The organism is Burkholderia sp. AW49-1 (assembly GCF_053427845.1).
In genome coordinates this window covers 192,783-209,702 of record NZ_JBSAXF010000007.1, presented here as the reverse complement: position 1 = coordinate 209,702, position 16,920 = coordinate 192,783, and the positions used below count along the sequence as shown (strand labels likewise).

Here is a 16,920-nt window from a genome sequence, read left to right as displayed (position 1 = left end):
GGCGGATGCCGGTCGTTCCTCCGGATTTCGGAAAGCAAGAAGCCCGATCGATTGTGAATCGATCGGGCTTTGTCGTATGCGGCGGCGGCGCTCGTGCTTACCGCTGCGTCAGCATCATGTACATCTGGATCACGACGTCCGGCGAGAACGTGAACGGCACCCAGCCGTAGCCGGTGTGGCGCGCGACCAGCAGGCGATCGCCGTTCGACTGCTTCTGCACAGCCATCATCGGGTTCTTCGTCGTCACGAAGCGCCAGCCGGCCGGGATGCCCGGCGGCGGTTCCGGCTGCATCGACGCGCGCGCATGCGCGAGTTCCTCGATCAGCTGGCCGAGCTGCTCCGGGTGCAGCGTGATCGACTGGCCGTTGACGGTCAGCGTCAGTTCGTTCTGCGACGGGCGGGCGACGTGCAGCGTCGGCTTGTCCGCGACGGTGTCCGCTGTTTCGGCAGCGGGGGCGACTTCGATTGCGGTGCCGGCGGCGGGCGCGACGACGGCGGTGCCGGCATCGGCGGGCGCTGCCGCGGCTTCGTCGGCGGTCACCGCCACGGCTGCGTGCGCCACCGGCTCGACCGTGGATTCGACAACCGGTTCGACGACTTCGGCCGCGACGGCCGGCGCGGCTGCCACAGCCGCCGCGTTCGTCGCGGCGTCCTTCACGACGGCTTCGACCAGCGCTTCCGCGTCGGCGATCGCCTTCGCGTGACGCTCGGCGGCCGCTTCGGCCTGCGCGATCGCTTCGGTGTGGCGCTGCGCGACGGCCTCGGCCTCGGCAGTCGCCGCCGCGTGGCGTTGCGCGGCCGCGTCGGCTTGCGCGATCGCCTCGGTGTGACGCTGCGTGACGGCTTGTGCTTCGGCAGTTGCCTCGACATGGCGCTGCGCGGCGGCTTCCGCGTCGGCGATCGCCTGCGTGTGACGCTGCGCGAGTGCCTCCGCCTCGGCGATCGCGGCCGCATGACGCTGCGTCGCGGCCTCGGCCTCGGCGGTTGCTTCGGCATGGCGCTTCGCGGCGGCTTCGGCTTCCGCGGCGGCAGCTGCATGACGCTGCGCGGCTGCATCCGCTTCGGTCGCGGCGGCGTGATGACGCTGCGCGGCGGCCTCGGCTTCGGCGATCGCGGCCGCATGACGCTGCGACGCGGCTTCGGCATCCGCGTGACGCTGGGCGAGCGCTTCGGTCAGCGCGGTCGCCTCTGCGTGCCGCTGGACGGCGGCCTCGGCCTGTGCGGTGGCTTCGATGTGGCGTTGGGCGGCGGCTTCGGCCGCGGCGGTGGCGTCCGCGTGGCGATGCTGCGCGGCTTCGGCGTCGGCGGCTGCGGCCGTGTGGCGCTGCGCGGCCGCTTGGGCTTCGGTCTCGGCGGCGGCGTGACGGGCGGCGGCGGCCTGGGCTTCCGCCGCGGCGGCGCGCGCGAACGCTTCCGCGCTGCGTGCCGCCTGCTGCGCGGCGTGGTGATCGTGGAGGAGCCGATCGACGCCCGCGTTGAGCGAATCGATCTGTTCGTTCAGGTTCATGCGTGTCTTCTCTGCGTAAGACCCGCGATTTTAACCGCTGCGCCGGTGCCGGTCCGTCAGCGACGTGTAACAAAGTGCGCAAAGCGGCGCGAAGCACGCCGCTTTGTGTTACTTCAGATAGCCCGCCGAGCCGAACCAGTCCAGCGCGTCGCGCAGTCCTTCCCGGTACGGACGCGCGCGGTAGCCGAGCTCGCGCTCGGCCTTCGCGGACGTGAAATACATCTTGTTCTTCGACATCCGCAAGCCGTCGACGGTCACGAACGGCTCCTTCTTCGTGAACTTCGCGACGGCCTCCGCACCGACCGCGAGCGGGTAGAGCGGCCAGCGCGGCAGCGCGATCGTCGGCGCCTTGCGGTTCGTCATCTGCGCGATGTCGGCCAGCATCTGCTGCAGCGGCAGGTTCTCGCCGCCGAGGATGTAGCGCTCGCCGATGCGGCCGCGCTCGAGCGCGAGGAAGTGGCCGTGCGCGACGTCGTCGACGTGCACGAGGTTCAGGCCAGTATCGACGAACGCGGGAATCTTGCCGAGCGCGGCCTCGACGATGATGCGGCCGGTCGGCGTCGGCTTCACGTCGCGCGGGCCGATAGGCGTCGACGGGTTGACGATCACGGCCGGCAGCCCTTCGTCGGCGATCATCCGCTCGACCGCGCGCTCGGCCAGCACCTTGCTGCGCTTGTACACGCCGATCGCCTGCTCGGCGGTCAGCGGCCGGTTCTCGTCGGACGGATCGCCGGCGCTCGTGACCTTCAGCGTCGCGACGCTGCTCGTGTAGACGATCCGCTCGACGCCTTCGGCACGCGCGGCGCGCATCGTCGCGACCGCGCCTTCGAGGTTCGCGCGCTCGATCTCGTCCGGATCCGGCGCCCACAGCCGGTAGTCGGCCGCCACGTGCAGCAGATAGCGCACGCCGCGCAGCGCGGCGCGCATCGACGTCTCGTCGCGCATGTCGCCGGTGACGATTTCGGCGTCGAGATCCGCGACGTTCATGCGCGGGCTGGTCGGGCGCACCAGCAAGCGCACCGCATAGCCTTTCTGCTGCGCGATGCGTGCGACGGCCGAGCCGACGAAACCGGACGCGCCGGTGACGAGAACGAGATCGCGGGAGGTATCAGTCATGCGTTTCCTTCGGGGCCGCGCGCGGGCGGCGCGGCGGTTGTGCGTCGGCGAGATTGTACGTGGTCGGCGCGCACGGCGACGCGAGCGCCGCGCGGCGGCCGCGGCGGGCGTCGGCGGCCGCGTGCGGCCCGCTTGCCGGGCGCGTGTGCGAAGCGGTCGACGCGACTACAATGCCGGGCTTGAATGCTACGGGAGGGTGACGCGATGAGCCGCAATGAACTGGACGAACGGATCGAGACCTACTACGTGCGGGTGCGCGGCGTCGTGCAGGGCGTCGGCTTCCGTCATGCAACGGTGCGCGAGGCGCACGCGCTGAAGCTGCGCGGCTGGGTCGCGAATCTCGAGGACGGCAGTGTCGAGGCGATGATCCAGGGCCCCGGCGCGCAGATCGACCGGATGCTCGCCTGGCTGCGGCACGGGCCGCCGTCCGCGCGCGTGTCCGAGGTGACGTTCGAGGAGCGGCAGGTCGAAAAGCGCTTCGAGCGCTTCCAGCAGCAGTAAGGCGAAAACGACATGACGGGGTATCCGGAGGCTGGTCGCGGCATTGCGCTGTCGATGATGGCGTCGACGCTGTTCGCGCTGATGTCCGCCTACGCGAAACTGCTCGCGCCGCTCACCGGGCTCGACATCTTCGCGTGGCGCATCCTGTGGACCGCGCCGGGCGCGCTCGCGCTGATCGCGCTGCGCGGCCGCTGGCCGGCGCTCGTCGAACTCGTGCGGCGCAGCGTGCGCGACTGGCGCCTGCTGATCGCGCTGCCGGCGAGCGCGGCGCTGCTCGGCCTGCAGCTGTGGCTGTTCCTGTGGGCGCCGCTGCACGGGCGCATGCTCGAAGTGTCGCTCGGCTATTTCCTGCTGCCGCTGACGATGGTGCTCGTCGGCCGCTTCTACTATCACGAACGCCTCGATCCGCTGCAATGGGCGGCGGTCGCGTGCGCGGCGCTCGGCGTCGCGCACGAGGTGTGGGCGACGCGCGCGTTCGCGTGGCCGACGCTCGTCGTCGCGCTCGGCTATCCGCCGTATTTCGTGCTGCGTCGCCGGATCAACGCCGATTCGCTCGCCGCGTTCGCGCTCGAGATCGCGCTGCTGTGCCCCGTCGCGCTCGCGATGGTGTCGGCAAGCGCGACGCCGGTCGCCAGCCATCCGCTACTGTGGGCAGTGCTGCTGCCGGGGCTCGGCGTGCTCAGCACGCTCGCGCTCGCGAGCTACCTGAAGGCGAGCCGGATGCTGCCGATGGCGCTGTTCGGGATCCTCGGCTACGTCGAGCCGGTGCTGCTCGTCGCGGTGTCGCTGCTGCTGCTCGGCGAGACGCTGAGCGTCGCGCAACTCGCGACGTACGGGCCGATCTGGGCCGCCGTCGCGCTGACCGCGTGGCACAGCGCGATGCTGATGCGACGCTTGCCGATGCGCGGCTGAGTGCCGTCGCCCGGCGGGGCGACGGCGGCAGCGAACGTGCCGCGCATCGCGCGTGCGTTGCGTCGAATCTCACGATGCTGGCATCGAACTGGCATCGCACTGACGTCCGGCTGGCGGGCTTGCCAGCTTTGCATCGCAGACGTCTCGCCTGTAATCGAACAGAAGATTCCGTTGCACTTTGTTACTTAGGGTATCCCCCGACCGCCCGCTAGACTGACCTGACCGTCTTCTCTTCGTATGCGGCTTTTCCATGAACGGTCATCTCCGTGCCGGGCCGGCCGGGTTGGCGCGATGCGAGCATACGCGCATCGCTGCTGATCGCGTTCGCCTTCTCCATTCCGAATCCTCCGCCGGTGCGTGCCGCGCCGTCGTCGCGCAGGTGCGGCCATGTCGTTGAGCATGCCGCCCGCCGTCTCGGTGCCGCCGGCGCGCGGCGGCCGACTGATCGAAGTCGATTTCTTCCGCGGAATCGTGTTGCTGATGATCGTCGTCGATCACATCAGCGCGAGCATGCTGTCGCGCGTGACGCTCCACGCATTCGCGCTGTGCGACGCGGCCGAGGTGTTCGTGTTCCTCGGCGGCTTCGCGACCGCGAGTGCGTACGGCGCGATCGCCGACCGGCACGGCGCGCGCGCCGCGCAGCGGCGGTTCGTGCATCGCGCGATGCAGATCTATCGCGCGTTTCTCGCGACGTCGACGCTGATGCTCGTCGTGTCCGCCGTGCTCGACCATTACGGGATCGACGCGCCGAACCTCGCGCTCGACGACGTCAGCGTGATGCTCGCGTCGCCGCTCACGGGCGCGGCCGAGCTGCTCACGTTTCAGCGTCAGCCGTATCTCGCGTCGGTGCTGCCCATGTACGTGCTGTTCGCGCTCGCGTCGCCGGTGATCGTGCCGTTCGCGCGCCGCCATCCTTGGCTGCTCGTCGCGTCGAGCGCGGCGTCGTGGCTCGCGGCCGGCTGGCTCGGCCCCGAGCTGCTGGACACCGACGGGTTCCGCTGGAGCTTCAACCCGTTTGCTTGGCAACTGATGTTCGTCGCCGGCGTGCTCGCGCGCTGCCAGCCGTTCTACCGGCAGGTCGCGCTCGGGCGCTGGGGCGCCGCTGCGACCGGCGTCGCGTGCGCGATCGTGCTCGGTTGCGCGAGCTACAAGCTGTTCTCGGGGCTGCCGGTGCCGGAAGGCGTGCTCAAGCGCGATCTCGCGCTGCCGCGTATCGTGAGCTTCGCGGCGATCGCGTGGCTGATGGCAGATTGCGTGCGCCGCGGCTGGATCGCGCGCATCGCGCAGGCCGTGCAGCCCGTCGTGGCTGTTGGCCGGCGCGGCCTGATCTGCTTCGTCGCGGGCGCGGCGATCTCGCTCGTCATCGATTCGCTGCTGCATCCGGTCGCGAACGGCGCCGAGCTGCGGCATATCGGCGTGGGTCTCGCGGCCGACGCATGCGCGGTCGGGCTGATGATGGCCGTGGCGGGTTCGGGAACGTGGTTCGCACGCTGGCGCGGCGCGGCCGCATGAGCGGCACGGAAGCATCGGCAACGCGGAAGCACGGAGGCGGCACGCGGGGTGCCGCGCGGCGTCGGTGCGGTCAGTGAGGTGAGCCGATGCGGGAGCGGGGGGCGGCGGTCGCGTCGTCGGATTCGGCGTCGTCGCGTTGGTCGGACTTCGGATCGTCCTGCTCCGCGAGCACCGCGTCGGCTTCGGCTGCGGCCCGGGTGGCGCGCAACGCGGTGCAGCGCTGCGCGTGCCGGATATCCGACAGTATCCTCAAGAGCCGAGTCGTTTTGCTTTTCATGATCTTCTCCCGCCAGTGCGCATCACGACGGAGCGGATGCGCCGTTGCAACCAGTGTAGGACGTGCTGGCCGCGCTGGCGGGAGAATGTGGCGTGCAGGCCGCACGCCGAGGGATAGTACTTACTGCGCCGAGGCCAGCGCCTGCGCCTGAACGGCTTCCTCCTCGCGGCGCTCGTCCGCGCAGCGCTGATGCTGACGCGACAGGCGGTTCATCATCGGCAGCAGCAGAAGCGCGAGCAGCATGCCGATCGCGGCGAGCCAGCCGAGCTTCTCGAACAGCGACAGGTAGAGCGGCAGCGATTCGGTGGCCGGCAGGTCGTGCGACGGCATCTGCGCGAAGTTCGCGACGACGCTGCCCAGATACTGCGACACACCCGTCGCGACGAAATATGCGCCCATCATGAAGCCGCTCATGCGCGCCGGCACGTAGCGGGCGATCATCGCGAGGCCGAGACCGCTCACCAGCAGTTCGCCGAGCGAGTACAGGCCGTAACCCCACACCATGAACCACGACGACACGCGACCGTCCACCGCGTAGCGGCCGCTGATCGTGAACACCAGGTAGCCGGCGGCCACCGCGCCGAAGCCGAGTGCGTACTTCGCCGCGACCGGCAGGTCACGGCCGCTCTTCGCGACCGCGTTGTAGATCCACACGAGAACCGGGCTCAGCATCATGATCCAGATCGGGTTCAACGCCTGGAACTGCGCGGCGCTCCACGTGAACAGCGTCGTGCCGAACAGGATGAAGCGCGGATCGACGTTGCGCAGCGCGAACAGCGTCAGCGACGTCGACATCTGCACGTAGAAGATGAAGAACAGGATCACCTGGCCGATCAGTACGAGTGCCGCGATCAGGCCCGCGCGCTCCGAGCGTTCCGACTTCGCGATCATGTACGCGAAGATCGCGAGGATCGCGAATGCGGCCGTCCACACGCTCGCGACCGCGAGCTGCTTGTGCTGCAGCACGTACAGCGTGATCAGCGCGAGCGCGACGCCGCCGGCCGCCACGCCACCGAGACGCTTCCAGCGGATCGGTTCGTCGTCTGGCTGCGAGCCGATGTGCGCGAGCGTGCGGTGCATCAGCATGAAGTTCAGGATCGCGAGCAGCATGCCGGCGCAGCAGACCGCGAACGCGGTGTGCCAGCCCCAGTGATCCTTGATCCACGGCGTCGCGAGCATCGACACGGTCGAGCCGATGTTGACCGCCATGTAGTAGATCGTGAACGCGCTGTCGATGCGCGCATCGTCGCCTTCGTAGATGCGGCGCACGAGGTTCGCTGCGTTGGCCTTGAACAGGCCGTTGCCGACGACGATCACGCCGAGCGACGCATACATGTATGCCAGCGCGTCGTTCGGCACGGCCAGCATCAGGTAGCCGGCGCACAGCACGGCCGCGCCGATGATCATCGTGCGACGGGCGCCGAGCACCTTGTCGCCGATCCAGCCGCCGATCGACGGCGACGCGTAGACGAGCGCGGTGAACGCGCCCCAGGTCAGGTTCGCATGGCTGTCGGTGAAACCGAGCCGGTCGACCATGAAGAGGACCAGGAGCGCGGCCATGCCGTAGTAGCCGAAGCGCTCCCACATTTCGATAAGGAAGACCGTCGTAAACGATCGGGTCTGTGAAACAGGTGCATGCATCATCAATCTCGTTTGAAACGGACGGCGCGGATCGCGCGTCGCCTGGGGTCGAACTGGCGCCGGAGCACTGTGGCCGGGTAGGCTTTGCGTCGGCGATGGAGCAGTCGGGCGGTTAGCCCGGGCCGGGGCCGGACGCCGCCGGACAAGGCGGTGCAAGGCCCCGACCGGCGCGCGAATGGTAACGTTTGCCGGTCCGGTGCGTCAGGTCCGCGCCACTCAGGGAAACTCCCGATATGGCAGCAGCTTTCAGGAACATTTGTCTCATCATCTATTTGTAAGATTTGCGCCCGCTCTCCGCAAATTCCCGGAGAGCCGCTTGCAGCTTGCCTGTGAAGCCGGCGAGTCTGGCAAGATAGCGCGTCGTTTCGCTCGCTTCGTGCCCTGTTTAGTGCACCGGGCTCAACACCGAAGACGTGTGCGAAACCGAAGACTAAGCCAAATCGATCTAACTTAGTTACTTTCCATCAAACATTTTTTGACGACCACATTTCGGCCTGCTATGGTTCCCCCCACTGAAAACTCGCAGTCGGCAGACGCTGCCGCAGCACTGGGCAGCAAGATCCGCGCGTTGCGCCAACGACTCAAGCGCACGCTCGACGACACCGCTACCGCCGCGGGGATTTCGAAGCCGTTTCTGTCTCAAGTCGAACGCGGGCTCGCGTCGCCGTCGCTGACGTCGCTGGCCGGTATCGCACAGGCGCTCGGCGTGACGGTGCAGTACTTCGTGGATACGCCGAGCGAGGAACGCTCGGTCTGCAGAGGCGATCAGTTGCGCTTCTTCGGATTCGCCGATTCGGCGAACCTGTTCGCGAGGCTGACCAACGTGACCGAAGGGCGTCAGCTCGAGGCGATCCTCGTGCGGATGCCGCCGGGGCAGAAGCGGTCGGAAGTGACGACACATGCAGGAGAGGAGTTCCTGTATGTGATTGAAGGGGAAGTGTCGCTGACGCTGGAAGGCAAGACGTTCGTTCTGCAGGCCGGCGACAGTTCGCACTATCAGTCGACGGTCCCGCACAGCTGGGTCAACACCGCGAAGATCGAGTCGGTGGTGGTCTGGGTCGGTACACCGCGGCTGTTCTAACGCACAGGTATTCCTTCGTTTCCGAGACGGAATGCCTGTCGAAAGAAACGTAAGGAATACTAAGATGCAATACGAGAATCACGGGCCTCCTCAATCGCTGAACCCGTCAGCGTCTCACGCGTAACCGCGGCATTCGCCGCGCATCGCTCACCGAACAACCTTCTCAAGACCGCCACGATGAAATCCTTGCATGCCATGTCGGCCGTGCTGGCCGCGCTCGCCCTGACGACGCCCGCCGCTCACGCCGTGACCGTTCCGTCGAACGTCGCGCTCGCTCCTCAACAGGACCTGACGCGCCAGGTGCCCGCCGAAGTCGAGTCGCTCGACCCGGCGCACATCGAGTCGTGGACCGGCAACACGATCGGCCTCGATCTGTTCGAAGGGCTCGCCCGCATCGATGCAGCCGGCCAGGTCGTGCCGGGCGTCGCGCAATCGTGGGAGCGCAAGACGCCGCAAACGTGGGTCTTCAAGCTGCGCCACGATGCGAAGTGGAGCAACGGCCAGCCGGTGACGGCCGCCGATTTCGTCTACGCGTGGCAGCGCCTCGTCGATCCGAAGACGGGCTCGAAGTACACGATCCTCGTCGAGTTCGTGAAGAACTCGAAGGACATCATCGCCGGCAAGGCAGCGCCGACGACGCTCGGCGTGCGCGCGGTCGACCCGTACACGCTGGAAGTGACGACCGACGTGCCCGTCGCGTTCTTCCCCGAACTGACCGCGATGGTGCCGCTCGCGCCGGTGAACAAGGACACCGTCGCGAAGTTCGGCGACGCATGGACGCGACCGGGCAACATCGTCAGCAACGGCGCGTACCAGCTCGTCGACTGGCAGCCGAACAACCGAATCGTGATCTCGAAGGACGCGAAGTACTGGAACGCGCCGAAGGTCGTGATCAACAAGGTCACGTACCTGCCGATCGAAAGCGACGAAACGGCGATGCGCATGTACCAGGCCGGCCAGATCGACTACAGCTACTCGATCCCGTCGGGCATCTTCCAGCAGGTCAGCAAGCAGTTCGGCGGCGAACTGCGCCCGGGCCTGCAGCTCGCGACTTACTACTACTACCTGAACAACAGCGACGCGGCGCTCAAGGACAAGCGCGTGCGCCAGGCGCTATCGATGGTGATCGATCGCGACGTGCTGACGTCGAAGCTCACGCAGGCCGGCGAGAAGCCGATGTACGGCCTGATGCCGAACGGCACGAAGGGCGTGCAGCCGTTCACGCCGGAATGGGCGTCGTGGCCGATGGCCAAGCGCATCTCGACCGCGAAGGACCTGCTGAAGCAGGCCGGCTACTCGGACGCGAAGCCGCTGTCGTTCACGCTCACGTACAACACCAACGACCTGCACAAGAAGGTCGCGCTGTTCACCGCATCCGAATGGCGCACGAAGCTCGGCATCAACACGAAGCTCGAGAACGTCGAGTTCAAGGTGCTGATGAAGGAACGGCATGACGGCAAGGTGCAGATCGCGCGCGACGGCTGGTTCGCCGACTACAACGACGCGATGACCTTCTTCGACCTGATCCGCTGCGGCAGCTCGCAGAACACCGTCGGCTACTGCAACAAGCAGGTCGACGCGTTCGTCGACGACGGCAACCAGAAGCTCGACGACAAGGCGCGCGCCGCGCTGCTCACGCAGGCGCACGACACGGCGATGAACGACACGCCGATGGTGCCGCTGTTCCAGTACTCGGCGGACCGTCTCGTGAAGCCCTACGTGGGCGGCTACTCGCTGAAGAACGTGATCGACATGCGTGCTTCGCAGGACATGTACCTGATCAAGCACTGAGCGGAGCGATCATGCTGGCCTACGCATTGAGACGCACGTTGTGGGCGGTGCCGACGATTCTCGCCGTCATCACCGTCTGCTACCTGCTGCTGCACTTCACGCCCGGCGGTCCGTTCGATACGGAGAAGCAGCTGTCCGCGGCGACGCTCGCGAACCTGAACGCGAAGTATCACCTCGACGAGCCGCTGTGGAAGCAGTACCTGCTGTATCTCGGTTCGCTGCTGCAAGGCGATCTCGGCCCGTCGTTCCGTTACGTCGACTGGTCGGTGAACGATCTCGTGAAGAAGGCGCTACCCGTGAGTCTCGGCGTGGGCGGTGTGTCGATCCCGATCTCGATCGTGTTCGGTGTGCTGCTGGGTACCGTCGCGGCCGTGCGCCGCGACAGCCTGATCGATCGCTTCGTGATGCTGATCGGCAACTTCGGCAACGTCGTGCCGCCGTTCGTGCTCGGCCCGGTGCTGGTGTGGATCTTCGCGATCCTGCTCAAGACGTCGGCCGGCAACGGCTGGCTGCCGGCCGGCGGCTGGGGCGACGGTGGCTGGCAGTACCGGCTGCTGCCGATCGTGCTGCTGACCTTCATCAACGTGTCGCTGCTTGCACGCGTGATGCGCGGCTCGATGATCGAAACGCTGTCGAGCAACTACATCCGCACCGCGCGCGCGAAGGGCCTGCCGGGCTCGACGATCGTGCTGCGCCACGCGCTCAAGCCCGCGCTGATGCCGGTCGTGTCGCTGTTCGGCACGGTCTGCATCACGTCGATCACGGCGGCCGTCGTTACTGAATCGGTGTTCGCGCTGCCGGGGCTCGGGCAGCTCGTCGTGAACGGTGCGATCAACCGGGACTACACGCTGGTGCTCGGCCTCGTCGTGCTCACGACCGTCTGTGCGGTGCTGTTCAACCTGCTGGTCGACCTCGCATACGCGTGGCTCGATCCGCGCATCCGTTATTGAGCGAGGCACTGCGATGACTCCGACCACTCCCGTCGTCAGTCTGCCCGTGCAGACCGACTCGCCGCCGCGTTCGCGCTCGCCGCTCGCGCTCGCGTTCGCGCGCTTCCTTCACAACCGCGCGGCCGTATTCAGCCTCGTGCTGCTCGCGCTCATCACGCTCGCGTGTTTCGTCGGCCCGTGGCTGCTCGCGGCCGATCCCGCCGCGAGCGACTGGGGCGCGATCAGCCTGCCGCCGACGCTCGCGAACCAGCACTGGTTCGGCACCGACGAACTCGGCCGCGACCTGCTCGTGCGCACACTGATCGGCGGCCGCGTGTCGATCGAGGTCGGCCTGCTCGGCACGCTGGTGTCCGGCCTGTTCGGCGTCGCGTGGGGCGCGACCGCCGGCTTCGCGGGCGGCCGTGTCGACTCCGCGATGATGCGCGTCGTCGACATGATGTACGCGATCCCGTATCTGCTGATCGCAATCCTGATGATGACCCTGTTCGGCCGCTCGTTCATGCTGGTCGTGCTGACGATCAGCGCGTTCTCGTGGATCGACATGGCGCGCGTCGTGCGCGGCCAGACGCTGTCGCTGCGCAATCGAGAGTTCGTCGATGCGGCGCGCGCGATCGGCGTGTCGCCGGCGTCGATCGTGGTGCGCCACATCGTGCCGAACCTGCTCGGCGTGGTCGTCGTGTACGCGACGGTGTCGGTGCCGAACATCGTGCTGACCGAATCGGTGCTGTCGTTCCTCGGCCTCGGCGTGCAGGAGCCGATGACGAGCTGGGGCGTGCTGATCCAGGACGGCGCGCAGAAACTGGAATCGATGCCGTGGCTGCTGCTGGCGCCGGCCGTCATGCTGTGCGTGACGCTCTATTGCGTGAACTTCGTCGGCGACGGCCTGCGTGACGCGCTCGACCCGAAGGATCGCTGAAGATGGCAGCTCTATTGGAAGTTGAAAATCTCGGCGTGCGCTTCTCGCGCAAGGACGCGCCGCCGATCGACGCCGTGAGCGGCGTGTCGTTCTCGCTCGAAGCCGGCAAGACGCTCGGCATCGTCGGCGAATCGGGCTCGGGCAAGAGTCAGACCGTGATGGCGCTGCTCGGCCTGCTGGCCGGCAACGGCACGACGACGGGCGTCGCGCGCTATCGCGGCGACAACCTGCTCGAGATGGATACGCGCGCGCTCAACTCGGTGCGCGGCGACCGGATCGCGATGATCTTCCAGGATCCGATGACGTCGCTCAATCCGTTCCTGACGATCGAACGGCAGATGACCGAGACGCTGCAACTGCATCGCAAGCTGTCGCGCAAGGAAGCGACCAGGCGCGCGATCGAAGCGCTCGAGTCGGTGCGCATTCCGGATGCGGCGCGCCGCATCCGCATGTATCCGCACGAATTCTCCGGCGGCATGCGCCAGCGCGTGATGATCGCGATGGCGCTTCTGTCCGAGCCGGAAATCCTGATCGCCGACGAGCCGACCACCGCGCTCGACGTGACCGTGCAGGCGCAGATCATCGATCTGCTGCGCGAGCTGAACCGCGAGCGCGGCACCGCGATCGTGCTGATCACGCACGACATGGGCGTGGTGGCAGGCCTCGCGGACGACGTGATGGTCATGTATGCGGGCCGCACCGTCGAATACGCGCCGGCCGAATCGATCTTCGCGGCGCCGTCGCATCCGTACACGATCGGCCTGCTCAACGCGCTGCCGCGGCTGACCGATGCACACGATGCACCGCTTTTCGCAATTCCCGGCAATCCGCCGATGCCCGGCACCGCGCCGGCCGGCTGCGCGTTCGCGAAACGATGCACGTATGCGCAGGAGCGCTGCGGTGCCGCGCGCCCCGCGCTCGAAACCTATGGCGCCGCGGGCGCGGTGCGCGCGTGCCACCGGCCGCTGGCCGAACTGACGGGAGGTCTGCGATGAGCGTCGATGAACGCCTCAATGCCGGCGCGACGGGCGACACGCTGCTGTCCGTCGAGGATCTGAAGGTGCATTTCCGCGTGCCGCTCGGCGGCTATCCGTGGTCGCCGAAGGGCACGCTGCGTGCGGTCGACGGCGTGTCGTTCGACGTGAAGCGCGGCGAGACGGTCGGGCTCGTCGGCGAGTCGGGCTGCGGGAAATCGACGCTCGCGCGTGCGCTGATTGGCCTCGTGCCGATGACGGCGGGCACGGTGCGCTGGCGCGGCGAAGCCGTCGCGCCCGACCACCTGCGCGGCACCGCGATGCGCCGTGAAGTGCAGATGATCTTCCAGGATCCGCTCGCGTCGCTCGATCCGCGCATGACGATCGAACAGATCGTCGCGGAGCCGCTCGTCACGCACCACGCCGGCCTCGGTCGTGCCGAAGTGCGGCGCCGCGTGGTCACGATGCTCGAGCGTGTCGGCCTGAACGCGCATCACCTGCTGCGCTACCCCCACGAATTCTCGGGCGGACAGTGCCAGCGTGTCGGCATCGCGCGCGCGCTGATCGGCGAGCCGAAGCTCGTGATCTGCGACGAGCCCGTGTCGGCACTCGACGTGTCGATCCAGGCGCAGATCGTGAACCTGCTGCGCGATCTGCAACGCGAACTGTCGTTGTCCTATCTGTTCGTCGCACACGACCTGGCGGTGGTGAAGGCCATCAGCCAGCGCGTGCTCGTGATGTATCTCGGCCGCGTGATGGAGTTCGGCACGCGGCATGACGTGTACGGCGTGCCGCAACACCCGTACACGAAGGCGCTGCTCGACGCGGCGCCGACGCCGGAGCCGGCGCGCGAGCGTGCTCGCCGTCCGATGCTGCTGGCGGGCGAGATGCCGTCGCCGCTCAACCCGCCGTCCGGCTGCGCGTTTCGCACGCGCTGCCCGGTCGCGATCGACGCGTGCGCGCAGGACGTGCCGCTGCCGGAAGTGCGGCACGGCTCGGCGGCGCGTGTCGCGTGCATCCGGGCGGGCGTGGCGGCGTGAAGTGACGCAGCAAACATAACCAGGCAGGTCAACAGGGGTAGGTGTGGCGCGAACGATCTTCGCGTCGCGGGTAAAGGCGCGTCCTTAACCGGGCTCGCCGGGGGGCTGGAAGCGGATCGCAACCGGCGTGGACGACATCAACACAAGACGAGAATGACGATGAAAAAGCAAAAGACGATCGGGACGGCATCGAAGATGCTGCTTGCATGGGGCTTGCCTGCGCTTGCCGGCGTATCGCTGAGCGGCGTCGCGCACGCCGACGACGCGGCCCCCGCACCGCTGACGGTCGCGCAGGCCGCGCCGTCCGCCGGCGCCAGCGCGACGGTTGCGCAGGCAACGACCCAGAACGCCGTTGTCAACGCCGAGGCGAACCAGGCCGTTACGCCGCCCGATGAGCCTTCGGCGCAGTCGAAGTCGAACGGCTTCATCGCAGACAGCCACCTGAACTTCCTGTTCCGCAACTATGCGGACACGCTCGACAACAAGGGCGGACCGCATCGTCACGCGTGGGTCCAGGGTGCGATGGCGAACTTCGAGTCCGGCTACACGACCGGCCTGATCGGCATCGGCTTCGACGCGTCGCTGTATGCGGCGTTGAAGCTCGACGGCGGCGCCGGCGCCGGCAGCATGGTGCACATCGCGAAGGGCGGCGGCGGTTCGAACCAGCTCGCGTGGGCCTATCCGGGTATCTACGACGTGAAGGCGCGCATTTCGAACACGGTGATCAAGTACGGTCTGCAGGCCGTCGACAACCCGTTCATGGAGCAGCACGACAACCGCGCGCTGCCGCCGACGTTCCTCGGCGCGACGATCGTCAGCAACGAATTCAAGAACGTGATGCTCGAGGCCGGCAGCTTCACGAAGACCGATGCGCGCGGCCACACGACGCTCACCAACCTCACGACGCAGTACGGCGGCACGCGCGTCAATCGCCTGACCTACGTTGGCGGCACGTGGGACTACTCGCCGGACGGCGAAGTCGCACTGTACGCAAACCAGGCCGATGACGTGTGGCACCAGTACTACGCGTCGGTGAAGCACAGCATTGGCGATACGAAGTCGATCAAGTGGACCGGCTTTGGTAACGTTTACTCCACGCACGATACGGGCGACGCGCTGCAGGGCAAGATCAACAACAACGCGTACAGCCTGTCGCTGGCCGCGCAACACGGCCCGCACGAACTGCTGCTCGGTTATCAGCAGGTGCTCGGCGACCAGTTCTTCGACTACCTGAACGAAACCAACGGCATCTTCCTGACCAACTCGATGGACGTCGACTACAACGCGCCCCACGAAAAGTCGCTGCAGCTGCGTTACACGTTCTACGGCAAGGAAGCGGGCCTGCCGGGCTTCAAGGCGATGGTGTGGGGCGTGACGGGCTGGGGCGCGGATGCGAGCGCGGGCGCGGCGGCGGATCCGAGCAAGTCGAGCATCTACTGGAGCAACGGCGCACCGGTGCAGGGCCGTCACCACGAGTTCGGCTTCATCCCGTCGTACACGTTCCAGAGCGGCAAGCTGAAGGACACGAAGGTCACGTTCATCGCGATGTGGCACAACGGTTCCGCGCACTACTCGGACGCGACCAACAAGGAATACCGCCTGGTCGTGAACGTGCCGCTGCACGCGTTCTGATCGAAGGGGGCGCAACGCCCCTTCAACATTGTTCGCTTCGTGCGGCCGGCCTGCAGTCAGTTCGATCAGGCCGGCTTGTGCAACCCCGCCATCGGATCGTTCGCGGCGGGGATGTCTTCCACCAGCGACGTGAGCTGGCGGCCCGTGTCACGCCAGGCGTCGAGGCCGCCGCGAAGCGGCAACGCATCTGTGAAGCCCGCGTCGAGCAGGCGCTTGGCCATCAGCGCGGCCGTCACTTCGTTCGGGCACGAGCAATACACGACGAACTTCTGCGAGAACGGGTAGCGCGCGACGATGTCCTCGATGTGCCGCTCGTCCGCGAACTGCGCGCCCGGAATCGTGAACGGGTCGAGCTTGCGGTGCTCGGGCGAACGCACGTCGAGCACCACCGGCGCGGCCGGATCGCGCAGCAGCAGATCGAGTTCGTCGACGCCGATCCGCGCGCTCGCGAGCTGGCGAATCAGCGCACGTCGGCGCATCCAGCGCACGGCCGCATAGACGGCCAGCAGCGCGACGATCACCAGCAGCACCGCCCGGCCGAGCCGGCTCGCGCCGGCGAACAGCCAGTCGATCTGCCGGTAGAACACGAGCCCCGCGACGAGCCCGACGGTCGTCCATAGCGCGGCGCCGAGCGCATCGTAGCCGGCGAACGTGCGATAGCGCGTGCCGAGCGCGCCGGCCATCGGCACCGACACGAGCGACAACCCCGGGATGAAGCGGGCGACCGCGAGCACGCGCACGCCGTAGCGGCCGAAGAAGCGTTCGGTTTTCCTCACGCAGGTATCGCGCGACAGCGACAGCCGGCAGATCGTCTTCAGCGTCGTGCCGCCGTAGCGCCGCCCGGCGACGTACCACACGGTGTCGCCGATCAGCGCGCCGAGGACCGACAGCGCCAGCACCGTCAGGAGCTGCGAGCCGATCATCGCCGGATGCATCGCGGCCATCGCGCCGAACAGCACGAGCGTCGGCATCGCCGGCACGGGCAGGCCGATGGCCGCCGCCAGGACGTTGGCGAAGACGAGAAGCGGCCCGTATTGGGCGACGAGGTCACGGAGCATGACGGCTGGCCG

The 16,920-nt window shown here is 67.5% G+C and carries 15 protein-coding genes; 10 read left to right on the top strand and 5 right to left on the bottom strand.

The genetic code is table 11. The features are described from left to right. Window positions 1-97: 97 nt before the first annotated feature. Together ACV22W_RS14215 and hpnA are read right to left on the bottom strand one after the other, a co-directional pair. A complete protein-coding gene (locus ACV22W_RS14215) occupies window positions 98-1,507 on the bottom strand; it encodes a phage tail protein (protein ID WP_448019976.1) in 1,410 nt (469 codons plus the stop codon). Window positions 1,508-1,615: 108 nt separating this feature from the next. Then, entirely contained in the window at window positions 1,616-2,623 is a 1,008-nt protein-coding gene (gene hpnA, locus ACV22W_RS14210) for a hopanoid-associated sugar epimerase (protein WP_448019975.1), read from the bottom strand. Window positions 2,624-2,827: 204 nt separating this feature from the next. On the opposite strand from hpnA, the gene ACV22W_RS14205 reads away from it, so the two are divergent. From ACV22W_RS14205 to ACV22W_RS14195, 3 genes are all read left to right on the top strand, one after another. Beyond that, the gene (locus ACV22W_RS14205) at window positions 2,828-3,124 is read left to right on the top strand and encodes an acylphosphatase (RefSeq protein ID WP_448019974.1); all 297 of its coding nucleotides are present in this window, start codon (window positions 2,828-2,830) and stop codon (window positions 3,122-3,124) included. A gap of 12 nt (window positions 3,125-3,136) precedes the next feature. After that, complete coding sequence (gene rarD, locus ACV22W_RS14200; RefSeq protein ID WP_448019972.1) at window positions 3,137-4,036, top strand: EamA family transporter RarD; 900 nt, start codon at window positions 3,137-3,139, stop codon at window positions 4,034-4,036. Between the two features lie 387 nt (window positions 4,037-4,423). After that, entirely contained in the window at window positions 4,424-5,548 is a 1,125-nt protein-coding gene (locus tag ACV22W_RS14195) for an OpgC domain-containing protein (RefSeq protein WP_448019971.1), read from the top strand. A gap of 70 nt (window positions 5,549-5,618) precedes the next feature. On the opposite strand, the gene ACV22W_RS14190 is transcribed toward ACV22W_RS14195, so the two are convergent. Beyond that, window positions 5,619-5,825: a hypothetical protein gene (locus ACV22W_RS14190; protein WP_448019969.1), complete on the bottom strand. Its 207-nt coding sequence runs from the start codon at window positions 5,823-5,825 to the stop codon at window positions 5,619-5,621. A 120-nt stretch (window positions 5,826-5,945) separates the two neighbouring features. After that, window positions 5,946-7,469, bottom strand: a complete 1,524-nt coding sequence (locus ACV22W_RS14185) for a peptide MFS transporter (RefSeq protein ID WP_448019967.1) — start codon at window positions 7,467-7,469, stop codon at window positions 5,946-5,948. A 496-nt stretch (window positions 7,470-7,965) separates the two neighbouring features. Between ACV22W_RS14185 and ACV22W_RS14180 the strand changes: the two genes are divergently transcribed. The 7 genes from ACV22W_RS14180 (at window position 7,966) to ACV22W_RS14150 (ending at window position 15,850) form a co-directional block, all read left to right on the top strand. Continuing rightward, a complete protein-coding gene (locus ACV22W_RS14180; protein ID WP_059448921.1) occupies window positions 7,966-8,547 on the top strand; it encodes a cupin domain-containing protein in 582 nt (193 codons plus the stop codon). 177 nt (window positions 8,548-8,724) lie between these two features. Then, window positions 8,725-10,338 carry a peptide ABC transporter substrate-binding protein gene (locus ACV22W_RS14175; RefSeq protein ID WP_448019965.1) on the top strand — a complete coding sequence of 538 codons (1,614 nt, stop codon included), beginning with the start codon at window positions 8,725-8,727 and terminating at the stop codon, window positions 10,336-10,338. Window positions 10,339-10,349: 11 nt separating this feature from the next. Continuing rightward, window positions 10,350-11,288: an ABC transporter permease subunit gene (locus tag ACV22W_RS14170; protein WP_059528807.1), complete on the top strand. Its 939-nt coding sequence runs from the start codon at window positions 10,350-10,352 to the stop codon at window positions 11,286-11,288. A 13-nt stretch (window positions 11,289-11,301) separates the two neighbouring features. Beyond that, entirely contained in the window at window positions 11,302-12,204 is a 903-nt protein-coding gene (locus ACV22W_RS14165; protein WP_321848799.1) for an ABC transporter permease, read from the top strand. Between the two features lie 2 nt (window positions 12,205-12,206). Continuing rightward, window positions 12,207-13,199, top strand: a complete 993-nt coding sequence (locus ACV22W_RS14160) for an ABC transporter ATP-binding protein (protein ID WP_448019964.1) — start codon at window positions 12,207-12,209, stop codon at window positions 13,197-13,199. Next, window positions 13,196-14,218, top strand: a complete 1,023-nt coding sequence (locus ACV22W_RS14155; RefSeq protein WP_448019962.1) for an ABC transporter ATP-binding protein — start codon at window positions 13,196-13,198, stop codon at window positions 14,216-14,218. The genes ACV22W_RS14160 and ACV22W_RS14155 overlap by 4 nt, the downstream gene beginning before the upstream one ends. A gap of 159 nt (window positions 14,219-14,377) precedes the next feature. Then, window positions 14,378-15,850 (top strand): OprD family porin, encoded by a 1,473-nt coding sequence (locus ACV22W_RS14150; protein ID WP_448019960.1) that lies wholly within the window; start codon window positions 14,378-14,380, stop codon window positions 15,848-15,850. Between the two features lie 65 nt (window positions 15,851-15,915). Here ACV22W_RS14150 and ACV22W_RS14145 read toward each other — a convergent pair whose 3' ends face one another. Then, complete coding sequence (locus ACV22W_RS14145) at window positions 15,916-16,908, bottom strand: DedA family protein/thiosulfate sulfurtransferase GlpE (RefSeq protein ID WP_448019959.1); 993 nt, start codon at window positions 16,906-16,908, stop codon at window positions 15,916-15,918. Window positions 16,909-16,920: the final 12 nt, after the last annotated feature.

Coding starts and splice junctions, on each gene's coding strand:
- ACV22W_RS14215 (WP_448019976.1), bottom strand. CDS start 1,507: ATGAACCTGAACGAACAGATCGATTCGCTCAACGCGGGCGTCGATCGG.
- hpnA (WP_448019975.1), bottom strand. CDS start 2,623: ATGACTGATACCTCCCGCGATCTCGTTCTCGTCACCGGCGCGTCCGGT.
- ACV22W_RS14205 (WP_448019974.1), top strand. CDS start 2,828: ATGAGCCGCAATGAACTGGACGAACGGATCGAGACCTACTACGTGCGG.
- rarD (WP_448019972.1), top strand. CDS start 3,137: ATGACGGGGTATCCGGAGGCTGGTCGCGGCATTGCGCTGTCGATGATG.
- ACV22W_RS14195 (WP_448019971.1), top strand. CDS start 4,424: ATGTCGTTGAGCATGCCGCCCGCCGTCTCGGTGCCGCCGGCGCGCGGC.
- ACV22W_RS14190 (WP_448019969.1), bottom strand. CDS start 5,825: ATGAAAAGCAAAACGACTCGGCTCTTGAGGATACTGTCGGATATCCGG.
- ACV22W_RS14185 (WP_448019967.1), bottom strand. CDS start 7,469: ATGATGCATGCACCTGTTTCACAGACCCGATCGTTTACGACGGTCTTC.
- ACV22W_RS14180 (WP_059448921.1), top strand. CDS start 7,966: ATGGTTCCCCCCACTGAAAACTCGCAGTCGGCAGACGCTGCCGCAGCA.
- ACV22W_RS14175 (WP_448019965.1), top strand. CDS start 8,725: ATGAAATCCTTGCATGCCATGTCGGCCGTGCTGGCCGCGCTCGCCCTG.
- ACV22W_RS14170 (WP_059528807.1), top strand. CDS start 10,350: ATGCTGGCCTACGCATTGAGACGCACGTTGTGGGCGGTGCCGACGATT.
- ACV22W_RS14165 (WP_321848799.1), top strand. CDS start 11,302: ATGACTCCGACCACTCCCGTCGTCAGTCTGCCCGTGCAGACCGACTCG.
- ACV22W_RS14160 (WP_448019964.1), top strand. CDS start 12,207: ATGGCAGCTCTATTGGAAGTTGAAAATCTCGGCGTGCGCTTCTCGCGC.
- ACV22W_RS14155 (WP_448019962.1), top strand. CDS start 13,196: ATGAGCGTCGATGAACGCCTCAATGCCGGCGCGACGGGCGACACGCTG.
- ACV22W_RS14150 (WP_448019960.1), top strand. CDS start 14,378: ATGAAAAAGCAAAAGACGATCGGGACGGCATCGAAGATGCTGCTTGCA.
- ACV22W_RS14145 (WP_448019959.1), bottom strand. CDS start 16,908: ATGCTCCGTGACCTCGTCGCCCAATACGGGCCGCTTCTCGTCTTCGCC.